Origin of the sequence: Cupriavidus basilensis (assembly GCF_008801925.2) — a bacterium.
Classification (GTDB): domain Bacteria; phylum Pseudomonadota; class Gammaproteobacteria; order Burkholderiales; family Burkholderiaceae; genus Cupriavidus; species Cupriavidus basilensis.
The window spans coordinates 740,417-760,340 of sequence record NZ_CP062803.1 but is presented as its reverse complement, the minus strand read 5'-3'; the positions used below and the strand labels follow the sequence as shown (position 1 = coordinate 760,340).

The 19,924-nt window shown below is 67.4% G+C and carries 19 protein-coding genes; 8 read left to right on the top strand and 11 right to left on the bottom strand.

What is annotated here, in order from left to right:
* The first annotated feature begins 1 nt into the window (after position 1).
* The gene (locus F7R26_RS03435) at positions 2-979 is read left to right on the top strand and encodes a tripartite tricarboxylate transporter substrate binding protein (RefSeq protein ID WP_150992715.1); all 978 of its coding nucleotides are present in this window, start codon (positions 2-4) and stop codon (positions 977-979) included.
* 22 nt (positions 980-1,001) lie between these two features.
* On the opposite strand, the gene F7R26_RS03430 is transcribed toward F7R26_RS03435, so the two are convergent.
* Positions 1,002-1,907 (bottom strand): LysR family transcriptional regulator, encoded by a 906-nt coding sequence (locus F7R26_RS03430; RefSeq protein ID WP_150992713.1) that lies wholly within the window; start codon positions 1,905-1,907, stop codon positions 1,002-1,004.
* 117 nt (positions 1,908-2,024) lie between these two features.
* Between F7R26_RS03430 and F7R26_RS03425 the strand changes: the two genes are divergently transcribed.
* Positions 2,025-2,495, top strand: coding sequence for a PACE efflux transporter (locus tag F7R26_RS03425; protein WP_150992711.1), 471 nt, complete (start codon positions 2,025-2,027; stop codon positions 2,493-2,495).
* A 93-nt stretch (positions 2,496-2,588) separates the two neighbouring features.
* Here the strand turns inward: F7R26_RS03425 and F7R26_RS03420 are convergent, their stop codons facing one another.
* Complete coding sequence (locus tag F7R26_RS03420; RefSeq protein WP_150992709.1) at positions 2,589-2,798, bottom strand: hypothetical protein; 210 nt, start codon at positions 2,796-2,798, stop codon at positions 2,589-2,591.
* 343 nt (positions 2,799-3,141) lie between these two features.
* On the opposite strand from F7R26_RS03420, the gene F7R26_RS03415 reads away from it, so the two are divergent.
* From F7R26_RS03415 to dacB, 5 genes are all read left to right on the top strand, one after another.
* Positions 3,142-4,422, top strand: coding sequence for a flavin-dependent oxidoreductase (locus tag F7R26_RS03415; RefSeq protein ID WP_150992707.1), 1,281 nt, complete (start codon positions 3,142-3,144; stop codon positions 4,420-4,422).
* Positions 4,423-4,517: 95 nt separating this feature from the next.
* On the top strand, positions 4,518-5,702 hold the full coding sequence (locus tag F7R26_RS03410; protein WP_416351301.1) for an ABC transporter substrate-binding protein: 1,185 nt from the start codon (positions 4,518-4,520) through the stop codon (positions 5,700-5,702).
* Positions 5,699-6,208 (top strand): DUF3237 domain-containing protein, encoded by a 510-nt coding sequence (locus F7R26_RS03405; protein WP_150992705.1) that lies wholly within the window; start codon positions 5,699-5,701, stop codon positions 6,206-6,208. Before F7R26_RS03410 ends, F7R26_RS03405 begins: the two co-directional genes overlap by 4 nt.
* Before the next feature lie 60 nt (positions 6,209-6,268).
* Positions 6,269-6,892 (top strand): MarR family winged helix-turn-helix transcriptional regulator, encoded by a 624-nt coding sequence (locus F7R26_RS03400; protein ID WP_150992703.1) that lies wholly within the window; start codon positions 6,269-6,271, stop codon positions 6,890-6,892.
* A gap of 71 nt (positions 6,893-6,963) precedes the next feature.
* On the top strand, positions 6,964-8,499 hold the full coding sequence (gene dacB, locus F7R26_RS03395; RefSeq protein ID WP_150992701.1) for a D-alanyl-D-alanine carboxypeptidase/D-alanyl-D-alanine endopeptidase: 1,536 nt from the start codon (positions 6,964-6,966) through the stop codon (positions 8,497-8,499).
* A 467-nt stretch (positions 8,500-8,966) separates the two neighbouring features.
* On the opposite strand, the gene F7R26_RS03390 is transcribed toward dacB, so the two are convergent.
* From F7R26_RS03390 to F7R26_RS03360, 7 genes are all read right to left on the bottom strand, one after another.
* Entirely contained in the window at positions 8,967-9,953 is a 987-nt protein-coding gene (locus F7R26_RS03390) for an L-threonylcarbamoyladenylate synthase (RefSeq protein ID WP_150992699.1), read from the bottom strand.
* A gap of 97 nt (positions 9,954-10,050) precedes the next feature.
* The gene (locus F7R26_RS03385; RefSeq protein WP_150992697.1) at positions 10,051-11,295 is read right to left on the bottom strand and encodes a 5-(carboxyamino)imidazole ribonucleotide synthase; all 1,245 of its coding nucleotides are present in this window, start codon (positions 11,293-11,295) and stop codon (positions 10,051-10,053) included.
* 59 nt (positions 11,296-11,354) lie between these two features.
* Entirely contained in the window at positions 11,355-11,852 is a 498-nt protein-coding gene (purE, locus tag F7R26_RS03380) for a 5-(carboxyamino)imidazole ribonucleotide mutase (protein ID WP_006158083.1), read from the bottom strand.
* A 174-nt stretch (positions 11,853-12,026) separates the two neighbouring features.
* Positions 12,027-12,935, bottom strand: a complete 909-nt coding sequence (locus tag F7R26_RS03375; protein ID WP_006158082.1) for a phosphoribosylaminoimidazolesuccinocarboxamide synthase — start codon at positions 12,933-12,935, stop codon at positions 12,027-12,029.
* Positions 12,936-13,120: 185 nt separating this feature from the next.
* A complete protein-coding gene (fba, locus tag F7R26_RS03370; protein WP_150992695.1) occupies positions 13,121-14,185 on the bottom strand; it encodes a class II fructose-bisphosphate aldolase in 1,065 nt (354 codons plus the stop codon).
* Positions 14,186-14,346: 161 nt separating this feature from the next.
* Positions 14,347-15,783: a pyruvate kinase gene (gene pyk / locus F7R26_RS03365; protein ID WP_150992693.1), complete on the bottom strand. Its 1,437-nt coding sequence runs from the start codon at positions 15,781-15,783 to the stop codon at positions 14,347-14,349.
* A gap of 123 nt (positions 15,784-15,906) precedes the next feature.
* Entirely contained in the window at positions 15,907-17,115 is a 1,209-nt protein-coding gene (locus F7R26_RS03360; protein ID WP_170302015.1) for a phosphoglycerate kinase, read from the bottom strand.
* Between the two features lie 361 nt (positions 17,116-17,476).
* On the opposite strand from F7R26_RS03360, the gene F7R26_RS03355 reads away from it, so the two are divergent.
* On the top strand, positions 17,477-18,613 hold the full coding sequence (locus F7R26_RS03355) for a helix-turn-helix transcriptional regulator (RefSeq protein WP_150992689.1): 1,137 nt from the start codon (positions 17,477-17,479) through the stop codon (positions 18,611-18,613).
* Between the two features lie 61 nt (positions 18,614-18,674).
* Here F7R26_RS03355 and F7R26_RS03350 read toward each other — a convergent pair whose 3' ends face one another.
* A complete protein-coding gene (locus tag F7R26_RS03350) occupies positions 18,675-18,998 on the bottom strand; it encodes an AzlD domain-containing protein (RefSeq protein WP_043343936.1) in 324 nt (107 codons plus the stop codon).
* Complete coding sequence (locus F7R26_RS03345; protein WP_150992687.1) at positions 18,995-19,837, bottom strand: AzlC family ABC transporter permease; 843 nt, start codon at positions 19,835-19,837, stop codon at positions 18,995-18,997. Before F7R26_RS03345 ends, F7R26_RS03350 begins: the two co-directional genes overlap by 4 nt.
* Between the last annotated feature and the right edge of the window lie 87 nt (positions 19,838-19,924).

Here is a 19,924-nt window from a genome sequence, read left to right as displayed (position 1 = left end):
GATGCGCCACGTCCTGGCCGCCCTGCGCTATGCCTGTGCGGCGCTCGCCCTCGCCGTCGCCTGTGCGCGGCCGGCGGCGGCCGCGCCGGAATGCATCGTGCCCGCCAAGCCCGGTGGCGGTTTCGACCTGACCTGCAAGCTGGCGCAGCGCGCGCTGCTGGAGGCCGGGTTCACCGAGCAGGCGATGCGGCTGGCCTACGTGCCGGGCGGCATCGGCGCGGTCGCCTACAACAGCATCGTGGCGCAGCGCCCCGCCGAGCCCGACACCATCGTCGCCTTTTCAGACGGCTCCCTGCTGGCGCTGGCCCAAGGCAAGTTCGGCAAGTACGGCGCGGCGGACGTGCGCTGGGTGGGCGCGCTCGGCACCGATTACGGCGTGATAGCGGTACGCGCCGATTCGCCCTTCAAGACCCTGAAGGACCTGGTGGCAGCGCTCAGGTCGGATCCGGACCAGGTACTGTTCGGGGCCGGCGGCACCATCGGCAACCAGGACTGGATGAAGGCCGCGCTGGTGGCGCGGCAGGCCGGCGTGGGCTACAAGCGCATGCGCTTCGTGGGTTTCGAGGGTGGCGGCGAGGCCTTCACGGCACTGCAGGGCGGGCACGTCCAGGCGGTGTCCGGCGACGCATCGGAGGCCGCCATGCAGCTCGGCGCGGGCGGCATCCGCATCCTGGCCGTGCTGGCGGCGCAGCGTCTGCCCGGCAGGCTGGCCGGCGTGCCTACCGCGCGCGAGCAGGGCTTCGACATCGTCTGGCCCATCCTGCGCGGCTTCTACATGGGCCCCAAGGTTGCGCAGGCCGACTACCAGCGCTGGGCCAGCCGCTTCGCGCGCCTGCAGGCCAGCCCGGCATTCGCCCGGCTGCGCGCGGAGCAAGGCCTGTTCCCCGCCGACCTGGGCGGCGCTGACCTGGATACCTATGTGCAGCGAACGGTGCAGCGCTATAGCACGCTGGCCAGGGAATTCGGGCTGACCCGATAGCGCCGATACTTACCAACATCGGCTACGGCCGGGCGGGCACCTCGGGACGCGGCAGCGGCTGCTTGCTCACCCGCTCCTTGAGCCAGGTGGCGGCCTTGCCAAGCGGCCGCTGCTTGTGCCACACCAGCTCCATCGCCACCGGCCAGTCCTGGTCGTCGAACTCCAGCGCGGGCGACACCAGTTGCGCGCCCGCCGGCGAGTTGGCCGCCACGTGCCAGGGCACGAAGGCCCAGCCCAGCCGGCGCTTGACCAGTTCAACGATGACCCACTGGCTCTCCACCCACCAGACTTCGGCGGCCACGCGCAGCCGCATTTTTTCCTCGCTATCGGTACGGGTGGCCACCATCAGTTGCCGGTAGCGCTTCAGCTCCTCCCAGCCCACGCGCTGGTCCGCAAGCGGATGGTCCGGGGCACAGATGATGCGCATCGGCACCCAGCCCAGCGCGCGGAAACCCAGTTCCGGCGGAAGCACCTCCTGGCGCCACATGATTCCCAGGTCGGCGCAGCGCTCCAGCACCAGCCGGCTGACGTCTTCCATCAAGGGAAACAGCAATTCCAGCTCCACCGCCGGGAAGCGCGCTGAGAACTCCTCCAGCATCACGCCCAGGGTTTCCTCCGGATAGAGTTCGTCCACCGCCAGCACCAGGCGGCTCTCCACGCCCTCGCCCAGGCTCTTGGCCACGCCACGGAAATGCTCGCAGCGCTCCAGGATCACGCGCGCCTCGGCCAGCAGGCGTTCGCCCGCGGCGGTCAGGGTGGGATAGCGCCCGCCGCGGTCGAACAGCTGGTTGCCCAGGTCGATCTCGAGATTGGACACGGCCGCGCTGACAACCGACTGGGCCTTGCCCAGCCGGCGCGCGGCGGCGGAGAAAGAGCCACATTCGGCAGCCGCGGCAAAGGCCTGCAATTGTTCGAGCGAGAGGCTCATGTCGATTCCTTGGGACGGGCCGTGACCCATCCATCGTTTTTAGCGATAGAACCTAACTTTACCATCTCAGAATACTCGATAGAATGCCCTCTATTCACACGCCAGACAGGAAGTATCATGCGCAGCACCAAGGACAGGATTCGTCACACCATCGGCTTTGAAGTGATTGGCTTGCTGATTGTCGCGCCTGTGGGCAGCTGGGTCTTTGGCTTCGCCCTGCACCAGATCGGCATCCTCGCCGTGGTGGCATCGTTGATCGCCGCCGGCTGGAACTACCTCTACAACGTGCTGTTCGACAAGGCCATGCTGCGGTTCACCGGGCAGCTGCGCAAGCCGGTTGCCGTGCGGGTGCTCCACGCCATCCTGTTCGAACTGGGCCTGCTGGTGGTGTTCCTGCCGATGGTGGCGTGGTATCTCGACATGAGTCTCTTCGATGCCTTCATCATGGACATCGCCCTGGCCGCCTTCTACGTGGTCTATGCGTTCGTCTACAACTGGGCCTACGACACGGTGTTCCCGGTGGCCAACGCGGGGCAAGGCGGAAAGACTGGGAAGGCCGGAAAGTCCGCCGTAAAGTCTGCCTGCTGACCCTTAGCGTCAAAAAACAAAAAGCGGATGCCGACGGCATCCGCTTTTTGTTTTGTGGCGGGCCGCGTCGCGCTGCGCCCCGCTGCTGTTTGCTTACCGGCGTTCGGGCGTCGCCACGTTGCCAACCACACCGCCCAGCGCCGCGCCGCCGATGGTGGCCGCCGGGCCGCCGATCAGTGCCGCGCCGGCCACGCCGCCAACACCCGCGCCGATGGCGGTATTGCGCTGCTTGGGCGTCATGTCGGCGCAGCCCGCCACGCTCAGCAGGGTGGCAAGCAGGATAGACAGGGTTACGGTACGCATGATGAGGCTCCTTTTGAGATTTGTTTTGCGCCTGGTAATGCACCCAGGCATCGTTATCGCGTTTACCGCAAGGTCCATGCTTTGCGGCAGGTAGATTCACTATGGGGCCCGGTGCCGCTGCGCGGAACCGGGGCTTGGCCGAACTTCGTGTCAGCGGATTCCCACAAACCCCGTGCTCAGGACGTGCATGCGGCGCTTGCTTGCGGGTTTCCCCGCACGCCGCCGATCTTGAAGCCTTCGCGCATTTAGTTATACTCTATAACAATATTGCCAGTGGCCGCCGGCTCCCCATGGAGCACCCGCGCGGCCCGGGAATTCCATAACAAGCCGTGGAGACAACACCATGAAGATCGCGATTGCCGGTGGCGGCATCGGCGGCCTGACGCTGGCACTGCTTTGCCACCGGCACGGCATCGAGGCCGAGGTCTGGGAAGCCAGCGAGACGCTGCGCCCGCTCGGCGTGGGCATCAACCTGCTGCCGCACGCGGTGCGCGAGCTGTCCGAGCTGGGACTGCACGATGCACTGGCCGAGCTGGCGGTGCAGACCTCGTCCCTGTCCTACTACAACAAGCTTGGCCAGCGCATCTGGCACGAGCCGCGCGGGCGCGCGGCGGGCTACGGCCAGCCGCAGTTCTCCATCCATCGCGGCGAATTCCAGATGCTGCTCTACCGCACCGTGGTGGAGCGCCTGGGCGCGGAGCGCGTGCATGCCGGCCATACGTTTGAAGCGGTCACGAGCACCGGCGCGCGCGCGGGTGATCCCGTGGAGTTCACGCTGCGCCGGCGCAGCGACAACGCGCAGGTGACGGCGCGGGCCGATGTGCTGGTGGGCGCCGATGGCATCCACTCCGCCGTGCGCCGCCACTTCTATCCGCAGGGCGACGCGCCGCGCTTCTCGCGCCGCACGCTGTGGCGCGCCGTCACCGAGGCGCCGCCATACCTGGACGGCAGCTCGATGTTCATGGCGGGCCACCAGGACCAGAAGTTCGTGGCCTACCCGATCTCCGAGCCGCTGCGCCGCCAGGGGCGCTCGCTTGTCAACTGGATCGCCGAGCTGCGCGTGCCCGACAGCGCGCCGGATACCCCGCCGCGCAGCGACTGGAACAAGCAGGTCGACAAGTCCGTGTTCCGCGAAGCCTTTGCGAACTGGCGCTGGGACTGGATCGACATCCCCGCGCTGATCGACGGCGCGCAGGCCATCTACGAATTCCCCATGGTCGACAAGGACACGCTGCCGCGCTGGACCTTCGACCGCGTGACGCTGCTGGGCGACGCCGCCCACCCGATGTACCCGATCGGCTCCAACGGCAGCGCGCAGGCCATCCTCGATGCGCGCTACCTGATGGACAGCCTCCTGGCCAACGGCGCGCCGCGCGACGCCTCCGGCACCGGCCATGCGCTGCGCGAGTACGAAGCGGAACGGCTGCCGCGCACCGCGGCCATCGTGCTGCGCAACCGCATGAACGGGCCCGAGCAGGTCATGCAGCTGGCCGAGCAGCGCGCGCCGCAGGGTTTCAGCGATATCGAATCCGTGATCCCGCGCACCGAGCTCGAAGCGATCGCGCTGCGCTACAAGCAGCTCGCCGGCTTCGACCGGCAATCGCTGCAGGCGCCGCCGCGCTAAGCGGGCCGCGCGCCTCTGTGATTGCGCCAGTCCGTCGTATCATGCCCCCCGACCGGCCCTGAGAAGCCGGCGTCATTCGAAGAAAAGGAGACATCGTGCCGCGCCCCAGCTCTACACGTCCTACACACCTTGCCACGCCCGCCAGCCGCCTTGCGCTTGCCGTCATCGCCAGCCTTGCCGCCGCGCTTGGCGCCGCGCCCGCGCTTGCCGACGTGACGGTCGGCGTCAGCATCGCGTCGACCGGCCCCTCGGCCTCGCTCGGCATCCCGCAGAAGAACAGCATGCCCTTGCTGCCGGAGACCATCGCGGGCGAGAAGATCCGCTATATCGTGCTGGACGACGGCTCCGATCCCACCCAGGCCACCAAGGTAGCGCGCCGCTTCGTCAGCGAGGACAAGGTCGACATCATCCTCGGCTCGTCGGCGGTGGCGCCGTCGATCGCGATTGCCGAAGTGGCCGACGAGAGCCAGACCGTGCAGCTGGCCTTCTCGCCGATCGAGCTCAAGCCCGGCCGCGGCGAATGGACGTATCGCCTGGCCCAGCCGGTCAAGCTGATGGCCGAGGCCGTGGCGGATGCGGCGCACGCCAGAGGCGTCAAGACCATCGCCTTCATCGGTTTTGCCGACGCCTACGGCGAGACCTGGCTCAAGGAGTTCACCACCGCCGCCACCGCGCGCGGCATGCGCCTGGTGGCCACCGAACGCTATGCGCGCTCGGACACCAGCGTGACCGCGCAAACGCTCAAGCTGATCGCCGCCCGCCCCGACGCGGTGCTGATCGCCGGCGCCGGCACCGGCGCGGCCCTGCCGCACACCACGCTGCGCGAGCGCGGGTACGCGGGTCCGGTCTACCACACGCATGGCGCGGCCACCAAGGACCTGATCCGTATCGGCGGCAAAGCCGTCAACGGCTCCATCCTGCCCGCCGGGCCGGTGATCGTGGCCGAGCAGTTGCCGGACAGCGCCGCCACCAAGAAGCCGGGGCTGGACTACGTGGGCCGCTACGAGAAGCAGTACGGCCCCGACACCCGCACCCAGTTCGGCGCCCACCCCTACGATGCGGGCCTGGTGCTGCAACGCATCGTGCCGGTGGCGCTCAAGCAGGCCAAGCCGGGCACGCCGGAGTTCCGCCGCGCGCTCAAGACCGCGCTGGAGAGCGAGCGCAATATCGTGGTGTCGCACGGCGTGCTGAACTACACCGCGCAGGATCATTTCGGCTTTGACACCCGCGGCCGCGTGATGCTGACCATCGACAACGGCAACTGGAAGCTGCTGAAATGACCGCGCCCGCCGCACCCTTTGCCATCGCCGCCCTGCCCACGCCCACGCTGGAGCACGTGGCGGACTTCAGCTTCCGGCTGGCGCCGGTCACCGAGGTGGGCGCGAGCGCGCTGGGCAACCGGCGGGTCATTCCCATTCTCGATGGCGTCGTTTCCGGGCCGCGCCTGCAAGGGCGCATCCTGCCCGGCGGCGCGGACTTCCAGCTGGTGCGCCACGACGCCGGCAACGGCATCGTCGTGGCCGATATCGAGGCCCGCTATGTGCTGGAGACCGACGACGGCGCGCGCATCTACATCGTCAACGCCGGCGTGCGCAGCGGACCCGCCGAGTTGATCGCGCGCCTGGCCGGCGGCGAGATCGTCGACCCGCGCCTGATCTACTTCCGCACCGCGCCCCGCTTCGAGACGGCGGCGCCCGGCTACGACTGGCTCATGCAGCACCTGTTTGTCGCCACCGGCGCCCGCTATCCGGACCGGGTGGAAATGCGGTATTTTCGCGTCGTATAGGCGGCCCGGTTTTTCAGGCAGCCATCGCCACCCACATCCATCGACCGACGCCCAGGCCTCATGACCACAACCAAGGCGCGAGCGCGCCGCAGCCGCGACGCCCTCGCCCCCGATCCCGCCGGCGCCAGCCAGGCGGCCGATGCGCCCGGCGGATTCGACCCGCATATCGCCAACGTCGACTACGGCGTGCTGGACGGCCTGGTCGGCTACGCCATCCGCCGCGCGCAGATCCGTATCTACGAAGACTTCGTGCAATCGCTGGCGCAGTGGAACATCACGCCGCCGCGTTTCTCCGCGCTCGTGATCGTCTCGCGCAATCCGCTGCTCAAGCTGACCGAGCTGGCCAGCATCCTGGGCATCGCGCGCTCGGGCGCGGTGCTGCTGGTCGACGCGCTGGAGGACATGAAGCTGGTGGCGCGCCGCCCGGCGCCGCACGACCGCCGCGCCTACAGCCTGGTGCTGACCCCGGCGGGACGGCGCACGCTCGAAGCCGCCACCGCCGCGGTGTGCGCGCACGATGCGCGCGTCGCGGGGGCATTGTCGGCGCAGGAACAAGACACGCTGCGCACGCTGCTCGGAAAGCTCGCGCCGCCGCAGGCGATCGGCGTGGCGCACTTGGCCCATTCGGCTCATTCGGCTCATTCGGCTCATTCGGCAGATCCCGCAAACGCCGCAGAAGACTAGACGGAACTTCTGCGGAAAAACCTGCGGAAATCGCATGGCGGCGTCATCCGCGCCAAGGCCCATGCGTTAACATGGGCACCATGCCGAATCGCCCTTCCCCCATTCTTCACCGCCTGCTGCCGCTTTGCGCCGCCGGGCTGTTGTGCATCAGCGGCGTGAGCACCGCCGCCGCCAAGACCCCCGCTCACAAGACCAAGGCCACCCACGCCGCGACCGAGTCCGCCGAGCCGCGCTCAGGCCTGCCAGGCAGCGTAACGGCCGCGCTCAAGCGCGCGCATGTGCCTGCCTCGGCCACCAGCTTCTACGTGATCAAGGTCGGCGCGCAGGCACCCCGCGCAAGCTGGAATGCGCAAACGCCGATGAACCCGGCTTCCACCATGAAGCTGGTCACCACCTTCGCCGGGCTACAGCTGCTTGGCCCCGGCTACCGCTGGCAGACCGCGCTGTACGCCGACAACCAGCCAGGCGCCGACGGCACCGTCAACGGCAACGTCTACCTGCGCGGCTATGGCGACCCCAAGCTGGTGCCGGAAGAAATGGCCAAGCTGGTCAACGCCGCCCGCACCGCGGGCGCCACCACCATCAACGGCGACCTGGTGCTGGACCGCAGCTACTTCGATTCCGCGCTCGACAAGGGCACCACCATCGATGGCGAAACGCAGCGCGCCTACAACGTCAGCCCCGACGCGCTGCTCTACGCCTTCAAGACGCTGTCGTTTACCATCACGCCCGACCCGGCCAACCAGTCGGTCGCGGTATCGGTCACGCCCGCGCTGGCGCAGCTCAAGCTCGACAACCGCCTCGCGCTGTCCCACGGCAAATGCGGCGACTGGTCGGCACGCGCCCGCCCCGCCGTCACGCCGCAGCCCGACGGCACCGTGCTGGCCTCCTTCGACGGCAGCTACGCCGCCGACTGCGGCGAACACGTGGTCAACATCGCCACGCTCTCGCACAACGAATTCACCTGGGGCGGCTTTGTCGCCGAATGGCAACTGGCTGGTGGCCGCTTCACCCACCAGCCAGCCCTGCGCATGGGCCGCGCCCCGCGCAACGCCTTCCTGCTGGCACGCCACTACGGCCAGCCCCTGTCGGAAATCGTGCGCGACATCAACAAGTTCTCGAACAATGTGATGGCCCGCCAGCTTTACCTGACCATCGGCGCGGAGATGGACCGCAGCGGCCCGGCCAGCACCACCCGCTCGGCCAAGGTGGTGCAGCGCTGGCTGGCGCGCCAGGGCCTGGACATGCCCGGCCTGGTCCTGGACAACGGCTCCGGGCTATCGCGCGAAGAACGCATCAGCGCCTACGATATGTCGCGGCTGCTGCAGCAAGCGCTGGCCAGTGAAGTCGGCCCGGTGCTGATCGATTCGCTGCCGATCCTGGGCGTGGACGGCACACTGCGCAACCGCCTGACGCGCGCCGGCGCGGCCGGCAATGCCTATATGAAAACCGGAACGTTGAACGACGTCCGGGCGCTGGCCGGCTATGTCGATGCGCTGAACGGCGACCGCTATGTGGTGGTCAGCTACATCAACCACGCCAACGCAGCACAAGCCCGCGAAGCCCACGACGCCCTGCTGCAATGGGTGTATCAGGGCGCACCGTGAGTCGCGTGATACTGGCAGCCGGCACGGGAGAAGGTGAGATCGCGCCCTTGCCAGCGCCCGCCCTCTCCCCCGGCCCCTCTCCCACAAGTGGGAGAGGGGAGCCAACCAGCGGCAAGATCAACCAACTGGTGTAGCCGTGATTCCCGCCCTTCGGGCGGGAATCACCCCAACGCGATGCGAAGCGAGCCGTCAAGGTGTACCAAGGCCGTATGGGGCGCCTCGGGATTCGGCGAAAAGAGCGGAAAAGAGGGACCCATGTCTGAGTATCGCCTTAAGGCGATGCGAGTTTGGGTCCCGGCCGCTCTTTTCGTCGAAGCCCGAGGGGGTAGTCGCCCCATCCGGCGCGCCTTCTTTGCCTACTTTCTTGGCAAGACAAGAAAGTAGGTCGCCGCCCCGCAGGGGTGGTGAAACTGCCGTTGCCTTTGACTTTAAGCAGTTGCAGTTACTACCAACAACCAACACCCCCCTCACTCCCCAAACGCAGCAGCCGCTCTCTGCAACCGATCCCGCACCCCATCCCACTCATGCCCGGCCGGCAAGGCCTCAAACACCAGCCGCGCAAACCCCTCCCCATCCAGCCGACGCAACAAGCTATAAAGCGCCCGCGCATAACCCTCGGCATCGGCAGGCGCCTCTACCCACACACACCGCGGATCGGCAACCGCCTGCACACCAACCCACGCCACCCGCGCGTCGGCGGGCAAATCGACCAGCCGCGCAGGCAGGTCCGCGGCAGAACACAAAGCCAACGGCGTATGCGGCGCATAGTGCGCCTTCAGCGTGCCTGACGCGCGCGGCGCAGCAGCGTCCGGCGGCAACGGCGTGACGCCCAGCACCTGCGCCATCATGGCCGGCGTGATCGCGCCCGGGCGCAGCAGCACCGGGCCAATGCCCTGCTCCAGCCGCGACAGGTCCACGATGGTCGATTCGATGCCCACCTCAACGCCGTCGCCTTCCAGCACGAAGACCGCGTCGCCAAACTCGTCGCGCACGTGCTGCGCCGTGGTCGGGCTGACCTGCCCAAACTTGTTCGCGGACGGCGCGGCGATGCCGCCCCGGCCACGCTTGAAGCGGCCCAGCAGCGCCTGCGCAACCGGATGCGACGGGCAACGCAGGCCGATGCTGTCCTGGCCGCCGGCAACCGCCGCCGGGATATGCGCGGCGCGCTTGAGGATCAGCGTGAGCGGGCCGGGCCAGAAGGCGTCGATCAGGTCTTGCGCGGCCGGCGGCACATCGTCCACCCAGTAGCTGATGTCGCCGCCATCCACCACGTGCACGATGATCGGGTGATTGGACGGGCGCCCCTTGGCCGCGTAGATACGAGCGATGGCCTCGGGGTTTTCCGCGTCGGCGCCCAGGCCATAGACCGTCTCGGTCGGGAAGGCGACCAGCTCGCCGGCCTCCAGTAGTTGGACCGCTTGGTCAAGTTCGGCGGACGTGGGCATGCGCGACATCGGGGATCTCTGGGGTGGCGTGACTGCGAAGCTTCGGAACTACGGAGCTGCGAAAACAGGAAAACGGAAAAGCCCGGCGCATGCGCCGGGCATGCCATCAAGGCGCGATGTGCAGCGCCGTCAGGGCCGCGTCGAAGGCGCGCTCGGCGTCGGCCGCCGCGCCGCCCACGCAATTCACGTGGCCCATCTTGCGCGAGGGGCGCGCATCGCTCTTGCCGTACAAGTGCAGCTTGGCGCCGGGCTGGGCCACGACTTCGTCCCAGGCCGGCGTGCGTTCCAGGCCGAACTCGAACCACACATCGCCCAGCAGGTTGAGCATCTTGCCGGCCGAATGCTGGCGCGTGCTGCCCAGCGGCAGGCGCGCCATGGCGCGCACCTGCTGCTCGAACTGGCTGGTCTCGCAGGCGTCCATGGTGATGTGGCCGGAGTTGTGCGGGCGCGGCGCCATTTCGTTGGCGACCAGCGAGCCATCCGTCAGCACGAAGAACTCGATGCACAGCACGCCCACGTAGCCCATCTCGGTGGTGATGGTGGCGGCCGCGGCGCGCGCCCGCGCGGCGATCTCGTCGGAGACGCTGGTGGACGGCATCACGGTGGAGAACAGGATGCCGTCGCGGTGCACGTTTTCGGCGAGCGGCCAGGTGGCGGTGGTGCCGTCGGCAGCGCGCGCGGCCAGTACCGAAACCTCGTAGGCCAGCGGCAGCATCTTTTCCAGCACACACGGCACGTGCTGCATCGCACGCCACGCTGCGCGCACGTCTTCGCGGGTCCTGACGCGGGCCTGGCCCTTGCCGTCATAACCCATGCGCGCGGTCTTGAGGATGCCGGGCAGCAGATCCTCGGGCACCTGGTCGACGTCGGCGTCGTGCTGGATCACCCAGTGCGGCGCGGTGGGCACGCCGGTGCGCTCGGCGCAGGAAGCGAAGAACTTCTTCTCGCCGATGCGGTTCTGCGCGATCGACACGCAGTAGCCGCGCGGCGCGACGAAGGCGCCGAGTTGCTCCAGCCGGTCGAGCGAGAGCGAGGGCACGTTCTCGAACTCGGTGGTCACCGCCGGGCACAGCTTGGCCATCTCGGCCAGCGCGGCTTCATCCGTATAGGCCGCGCAGATGTGCTTCTCGGCGATGGTGCCGGCCGGGCTGTCCTGGTCCGGATCGAGCACGCAAACCTTGTAGCCCATCGACTGCGCGGCATGGGTGAACATGCGGCCGAGCTGGCCGCCGCCCAGCATGCCTAGCCAGGCGCCGGGCAGCACCGGCGCGCTGGGATTGTCGATGCCGAACTCGGCACGCGACTCCGGCGTGTGGGCTTCGACCAGGTGGGGATGGATATCGGTTGGCATTGCGCGTCTTTCCGGATTCGGGGGCTTGGGGCTAGTCGGTGTGCGTGCGAATGTGCGTATTACACCGGCAGCGTCATGGCGCGGGCAGCTTCGGTCTGCTTGGCGCGGAACGCTTCGAGCGCGGCGGCCAGCGCGTCGTCGGTGGTGGCGAGCGTGGCGATGGCGTGCAGCGCGGCATTGGCGGCGCCCGCTTCGCCGATGGCGAAGGTGGCAACCGGCACGCCCTTGGGCATCTGCACGATCGACAGCAGCGAGTCCTCGCCACGCAGGTAGCGCGACGGCACCGGCACGCCGAACACCGGCACGATGGTCTTGGCGGCGATCATGCCGGGCAGGTGTGCGGCACCGCCGGCACCGGCGATGATGGCGCGCAGGCCGCGCTCGCGCGCGGTCGCGGCGTACTCGAACATGTCGTCGGCCATGCGGTGGGCGGAGACCACGCGTGCCTCGAAGGCCACGCCGAAATCCTTCAGCATGGCGACCGCGTTCTGCATCACGTCCCAGTCGGAACTGCTGCCCATCACAACGCCGACCAGCGGCTTGGCTGTATTGCTCACGTTAAGTCCTTAAAAATCTGTCTGGCGCATATGGATTGCGGGATTGCGCCAACTTTCGCGTCGCCTTCTTTCGCTCCCCTCTCCCCCTGAGGGGAGAGGGAGTAAACACCATTGGGCATTTCAGGCGGCTTTGGCGCACCGGCCGGCTTCGGCCAGCACCTGCGCCGCCCAACATTACTGCAGTTCCTCGCCGGTCAGGCGCGTCAGCGCCTCGCGGTACTTGGCGGCGGTCTTCTCGATCACGTCGGCAGGCAGTGCCGGCGCCGGGGCGGTCTTGGGCCAGGGCTTGCCGTCGATGCGCACAGCTTCCAGCCAGTCGCGCACGAACTGCTTGTCGAAGGACGGCGGGTTGGTGCCGACTTCATACGAATCCGCGGGCCAGAAGCGCGAGGAGTCGGCGGTCAGCACTTCGTCCATCAGCGTCAGCGTGCCGTTCTCGTCCAGGCCGAACTCGAACTTGGTGTCGGCGATGATGATGCCGCGGGTGGCGGCGTAGTCGGCGGCTTCCTTGTACAGGCGGATCGAGATATCGCGCATCTGGCGGGCCAGGTCGGCGCCGATGCGCGCTTCCGTTTCCGCGAAGGAGATGTTCTCGTCGTGCTCGCCCATCTCGGCCTTGGCGGCCGGGGTGAAGATCGGCTCGGGCAGCTTCTGCGCGTTCTGCAGGCCGGCGGGCAATTCGATGCCGCACACGCTGCCGGTGGCCTGGTAGTCCTTCCAGCCGCTGCCGGCCAGGTAGCCGCGCACCACGGCTTCCACCAGGATCGGCTTGAGGCGCTTGACCACCACGGCGCGGCCTTGCACCTGCTCGACTTCGGCCGGGCTCACCACGGTCTCGGCGGCAATGCCGGTTTCGTGGTTCGGCACGATGTGAGCCAGCTTCTTGAACCAGAAGTTGGCCATCTGGTTGAGCACGCGGCCCTTGGCCGGGATCGGCTCGCCCAGGATGACGTCGAAGGCCGACAGGCGGTCGGTGGTGACGATCAGCAGCTTGTCGTCGCCGACGGCGTAGTTGTCGCGGACCTTGCCGTGGCCGAGCAGCGGCAGCGAAGTGATGGAGGACTGGTAGAGAGCGTTCGACATGGTGTTTCGGTGGTTCGGTGGTTCCGACGGGAGGCACTAACAGAATGATTCTGGCGCCGGGCCAGAACAACTGCTTCGCTTCATTTTGTTAGCGCTTTTCAGCGCCCCGGCGCCGGGGCCTGAAAAGCGTCGTCCCCGCACCTCCCCGTTTGACGGGACCGGGGCGGGGACGGCACGGGTCCTGCTTACTGCACGACCTGGGCGAGTTCGCCCGACTTGTACTTCTGTGCGATGGCGTCGAGCGAGACCGGCTTGATCTTGGCGGCCTGGCCTTCGCAGCCGAAGGCGACGTAGCGTGCCTTGCAAACCAGCTTGGCGGCTTCGCGGGCAGGCTTCAGGTATTCGCGCGGGTCGAACTTGCTCGGGTTCTCGGCAAAGAAGCGGCGGATCGCGCCGGTCATGGCAAGGCGGATATCGGTGTCGATATTGATCTTGCGCACGCCGTACTTGATGGCTTCCTGGATTTCCTCGACCGGCACGCCGTAGGTTTCCTTCATGTCGCCGCCGAACTGGCGGATTTCCGCGAGCAGTTCCTGCGGGACCGACGACGAGCCGTGCATCACCAGGTGGGTGTTGGGGATGCGGGCGTGGATTTCCTTGATGCGGTTGATCGCCAGGATATCGCCAGTGGGCTTGCGGGTGAACTTGTAAGCGCCGTGCGAGGTGCCGATGGCGATCGCCAGCGCGTCCAGCTGGGTAGCCTTGACGAAGTCGGCGGCCTGCTCAGGGTCGGTCAGCAGCATGGAATGGTCCAGCTTGCCTTCGGCGCCGATGCCGTCTTCCTCGCCAGCCTCGCCGGTCTCGAGCGAGCCCAGGCAGCCAAGCTCGCCTTCCACGGTCACGCCGATGGCGTGCGAGAGCTGCACCACCTTGCGGGTCACTTCGATGTTGTACTCGTAGTCGGACGGGGTCTTGCCGTCTTCGCGCAGCGAGCCGTCCATCATCACCGAGGAGAAGCCCAGGTCGATCGCTGCCTGGCAGATCGCCGGCGACTGGCCGTGATCCTGGTGCATCACCACCGGGATATGCGGATAGGCTTCCACCGCGGCTTCGATCAGGTGGCGCAGGAAGTGCTCGCCGGCGTACTTGCGTGCGCCTGCGGAGGCTTGCATGATCACCGGCGCATTGACTTCGTCGGCGGCCTGCATGATGGCCTGAACCTGTTCCAGGTTGTTCACGTTGAAGGCGGGCAGCGCGTAGCCGTTTTCGGCGGCGTGGTCGAGCAGCTGGCGCATCGATACGAGTGGCATGTCAAACTCCTAAAGAAAGAATGGGGTGTCTCGTTTAATAATCTGGTCGATCTGTCGATCTGGTCGTTCTTTGCTGTTCGCGCAAGACACCGTCTCAACGCGATTTATCCAGGGCGATCCTGTGCGCTCGGGCGCCGGCTGTCTGTCCGGCGCGGCACATATCAGGCGCCAACCCGGACAATCTTCAGCGTATTCGTGCCACCCGGCTGGCCCATCGGCTCGCCAATGGTCAGCACGATAAAGTCGCCGCGCTGCACGACGCCGCGCGACAGCAGCAGTTCCTCGGCCTGCTCCAGCGCGGTGTCACGGTCGGCGCTGGCTTCCAGCGGCAGCGGCACCACATTGCGGTAGAGCTGCATCTTGCGCTGCGAGGCCAGGTTGGGCGTCATCGCGTAGATCGGCACATGGATGCGATGCCGGCTCATCCACAGCGCGGTGGCGCCGGAATCGGTCAGCGCGGCAATCGCCTTTACCTGCAAATGATAGGCGGTGAACAGTGCGCCCATGGCGATCGACTGGTCGATGCGGCCAAAGGTCTGGTTGAGGAAATCGGTGTCGAGCTGGACCACCTCGGACTTCTCCGCCTCGACGCAGACCGCGGCCATGGCTTCCACGGTTTCCACCGGATAGCGGCCGGCGGCGGTCTCGGCCGACAGCATCACGGCATCGGTGCCGTCCAGCACGGCGTTGGCCACGTCCGACACCTCGGCGCGCGTGGGCACCGGGTTGACGATCATGCTCTCCATCATCTGGGTGGCGGTGATGGTCAGCTTGTTGGCCTCGCGCGCCAGCCGGATCATGCGCTTTTGCAGCGCCGGCACGGCCGCGTTGCCCACTTCCACGGCCAGGTCGCCGCGGGCCACCATGATGCCGTCGGAGGCCTGCAAGATCTCTTCCAGCACGCCCGGGCGGATCGCCTCGGCGCGCTCGATCTTGGCGATCATGCGGGCCTTGTGCTGATGCGGCTGGCCGGCCACCGCGGCAAGCTGGCGGGCCATTTCCATATCGGTGGCGTTCTTGGGAAAACTCACCGCGACATAGTCCGCGCCCAGCGCCATGGCGGTCTTGATGTCTTCCATGTCCTTGGCGGTCAGCGCCGGCGCCGACAGGCCGCCGCCCTGGCGGTTGATGCCCTTGTTGTTGGACAGCTCGCCGCCGATCCGGACCGTGGTGAAGATCTCGTGGCCCAGCACGCGATCCACCACCAGCACGATCAGGCCATCGTTGAGCAGCAGCAGGTCGCCCGGGCCCACGTCGCGCGGCAGGTCCTCGTAGTCGAGGCCGGCGCGTTCCTGGTTGCCCAGGGTGCAGGTGGCGTCGAGGATGAAGGGCTCACCCACGTTCAGCGTGATCTTGCCGTGCTCGAACTTGCCAACGCGGATCTTCGGCCCTTGCAGGTCGGCCATGATGGCAACTTCCCGGCCGCAGGCCTTGGCCGCCTCGCGCACCAGGCGGGCACGCTCGATATGGTCCGCGGCCACGCCGTGGGAGAAGTTCAGGCGCACCACGTCGACCCCTGCCGCGATCATGCGCGTGAGCATTTCCAGCGTGCTGGAAGCAGGGCCGATGGTAGCGACGATCTTGGTGGAACGGGTCATGAACTGATTTTCCTTATCGAGGGCCAGCGCAGGTAGGACAGCGGCACACCGCAAGCAAACACGGCAGCCCGGCCATGCGCAACGGCGTGGCTGGGCTGCCGCGGAACAACTCGGCAAATTCGGTCAGCCCGCGGCGCGCTGTTCCAGCACCTCGAACGCGGGCAGCTTCTTGCCTTCCAGGAACTCCAGGAAGGCGCCGCCACCGGTGGAGATGTAGCCCACCTGGTCAGCGATGCCGTACTTGGCGATGGCCGCCAGCGTGTCGCCGCCGCCGGCGATCGAGAACGCCTTGGACTCGGCGATGGCTTGGGCCAGCACCTTGGTGCCATTGCTGAACTGGTCGAACTCGAACACGCCGACCGGGCCGTTCCACACGATGGTGCCGGCCAGCTTGAGCTGCTCCGCCAGCATCTGCGCGGTCTTGGGGCCGATATCGAGGATCATGTCGTCGTCGGCCACGTCCTTCGCGTCCTTGACGGTGGCCACGGCGGTGGCGCTGAATTCCTTGGCGCACACCACGTCCACGGGGATGGGCACCGAGGCGCCGCGCGCGGCCATGAGATCGATGATGGTGCGCGCGTCGGCCACCAGGTCAGCCTCGGCCAGCGACTTGCCGATCTTCAGGCCGGCAGCCAGCATGAAGGTATTGGCGATGCCGCCGCCGACGATCAGGTTGTCGACCTTGCCGGCCAGCGTCTTGAGGATGGTCAGCTTGGTAGACACCTTGGAGCCGGCGACGATTGCCACCAGCGGACGCGCCGGCTGGCCCAGGGCCTTGCCCAGCGCATCGATCTCGGCGGCCAGCAGCGGGCCGGCGCAGGCGATGGGCGCGTATTTGGCGATGCCGTGGGTGGTGGCTTCGGCGCGGTGCGCGGTACCGAAGGCATCGTTGACGTAGACGTCGCACAGCTTGGCCATTTTCTGCGCCAGTTCGTCGCTGTTCTTCTTCTCGCCCTTGTTGACGCGGCAGTTTTCCAGCAGCACCACTTCGCCCGGCTTGACCGCGCTCACTTCGCCGTTGCCGTCGACCCAGTTCTGCACCAGCTTGACCGGCTTGCCGAGCAACTCGGCCAGGCGCTTGGCCACGGGCGCTAGCGAATCCTCGGGCTTGAACTCGCCTTCGGTCGGACGGCCCAGGTGCGACGTCACCATCACGGCGGCGCCTGCCTGCAGGCAGGCCTCGATGGCGGGCACCGAGGCGCGGATGCGGGTATCTTCGGTGATTTGGCCGGCGTCATCCTGCGGCACGTTCAGGTCGGCGCGGATAAAAACCCGCTTGCCGGCAATTTTGCCTTGGGAGATGAGATCGGAAAGACGCAGGACAGAGGTCATGGCGGTGGCTGGAGAGCGAAAATCGGGGAAAATCGGCATTTTACCTGATCGCAAGGGCCATTTTGCGGGATTGCGGCCCGGATGCATCCGCCTGTGGGTGCCCCGTTCGCCACATGCGATGCGCAACGTGCCGCATCCTTGCAACGTACCCCCTGAATGGGGGGTGCGACAATTGCATTGTGTCTCGTACGCTGCTGCCAAAGCGCGCAATGTATGCACAAATCGGTACAAGATAAGCACGCAAGAACATAGCCAGAGGCCCGCCTCAGACGGGACCCAAGGCACTGGTGCCGGACACGCTTACGGTAAGCGGCGTCGGCGCCACGCGGCTAGCGCCGTTGTCGCGAAGGCAGGGGTAACCATGAACGAAGACATGCACGGGGCAATCCGTGGCTTGTACGAAGGGATTCTTGACGCGCAGGCCTGGCAGCGAAGCCTGCACACCTTGAGCAACATCGTAGGCAGCGCGCACGCATCGATGATCGTGCGCGACACCGATCGCGACCTGATGACGGTCAATGAGGTCGTGCGCCCGGTGCAGGAGCTGTTCAGCGCCTACGAGAAGGAGTTCCACGCGCTGGATCCGGGCAAGCTGTTTGCCCACAACCTCTCCCCCGGGGAGTGGTATATCGACGCGCGCGATTTCGGCGAAGGCGCGATGCAGCGCAGCCCCTTCTACCGGGAGTTCTTCCACCGCTTCGACCTATGCTCCTACGCGGCCTGCCTGGTCGAGCGAAAGCCCCACTACGAGGTGTATTTCGCGCTGCAGCGCTCGTTTTCCCAAGGCAATTTCACGCCGGCGGATGTCAGCGCGCTGGACTGGGCGCTGCCCCACATGCGCAGCGCCATGGCCATGCGCGACCGCACCATCGGGCTGTCGACGCTGGCGCAACTGTCAGGGCAGATCCTGGAGCGCCTGTCGTTCGGCGTGATCGCCTTCTCGCCCGAGCGGCGCGTGCTGCTGAGCAATGGCATCGGCGAGCGCTGGGTGCGGCGGCTGGCCCCCGCCGGCAAGACGGGCGAGTGGCAGTTGTCGCGCTCGCTGGCCGACATGGTGACGGCCGCCTGCGCGCCGCGCAGCACGGTACCGGCGCAGGCGGCAATCGCCCGCCATGGCAACGGCGTCAGCGCGCAGCTGATCGTGCTGCCGCTGCCGCCCTCCCACATCTTTGCGCTGCCCTGGCAGCAACCCGCCGCGCTGGTGGTGATCCATGAAGACGCGCAGGCACCGGCGGAACTGCCGCAACTACTGCGCGAAGTCTATGGACTGACGCCCGCCGAGACCCGCCTGGCAAGCCTGCTGGCCACCGGCATGGGCCTGCCCGAAGCCAGCGAGCGCCTGAACGTGCGCCACGAAACCGCGCGCAGCCAGCTCAAGGCGGTATTCCTCAAGACCGGCGCCAGCACGCAGGCCCGCCTGGCGCGGCTGCTGACGCAGCTGAGCACGGCGCTTGGCCCCGCGCCGCAAGGGCCGAGCGACGCCAGCGACGCGGCCTAGCGGATCGCACCTTCTCGCACCTTCTCGCGCCTTCGGGGCCCGGCGTTCGCCCGGCCCCGGCTCAGCCGAGCAGCCGCATGGCGGTATAGACCGCCATGCCCGCCACAATCATGCCCACCATGCGCCGCGTCACCAGGTAGAACACCAGCGCCACCGCGCCGGCCACCAGCTTGTAGTTGCTGGGGGCCAGCGTGAAATGCCCCTGCCAGGTCATCAGGTCGGGCAGGATGATGGCCGCCAGCGCCGCCGCCGGCGCGTAGCGCAGCGCGCGCTGGATGCGGTCCGGCACCGTTACGCGCTCGCCCGCCATCAGGAACAACGCACGCGTGACGATGGTCACCAGCGCCATGCCAACCAGCGCGATCCAGATCTCGAGATGGCTCATGCCCGGTCCTCTGCCGCCGGGGCTGCTGACTGGGCCGCTGACCGGGCCGCCGCCTGCGCGGGCGCATGCTCGGCCTTGCGGCGGCGGATGCCCCGCAAGGTCGCGCGAGCTGCCAGTTCGTCGCTGGCCATGCCGGCCGCGATCGCCCCCACCACCGCCGCCACCAGGCCGAGCCGGTAAGGCAGGTCGAAGCACAGCAGCGCCAGCGCGGAAGCCACAGCCACCGCCAGCAGCGTCGAGCGCGAGCGGATGGTCGTGACCATCACGGGAATCAGCGCCAGCGTGCCAGCCAGCCCCAGGCCCCAGCTATCCGGGAACGCGCTGGCCAGCACGATGCCGATGATCGACGAGACCTGCCACATGGCGAAATTGGTCAGCGCCATGCCCCAGAAGTACCCCTCCTTGCCCGGCTCATGGCCTGGCGTGGCATAGCGCTGCATGAAGTAGACGAAATGCAGGTCGCCATTGAACGACCCCAGCAGCGTGCGGCGCCACAGCGGCAGATAGCTGAAATGCGGCTGCAGCCCCGCGCTGAAGATCACGAAGCGCAGGTTGACGATGGCGGCGGTCAGCCACACCGTCCACAACGGCAGGCCCGCCGCGAACAACGGCAGCACGGACAACTGAGCCGAGCCCGCGTAGACCAGCAAGGACATGCCGATCGCCTCGGGCACGTTCATCACCGACTTGCTCATGGCCACGCCCGTCACCAGTCCCCAGGAGAACACGGCAGGCAGGGAAGGCGCGAAATAACGCGCCCCCTCGATAAAGCCGGCCCGCTCGGCCGGGGCAAAACGATGCCAGGGACGCAGCAGGGCCTGGGGCGGTCGGAAGGTCATAGCTGAAGGCGGGGGATGGCAGCCGCCCGGGGGCGGGCTAGCCCTTGGGCTTAGGGGGAATTGGGCATTATAGGGGGAGTGGGAGGG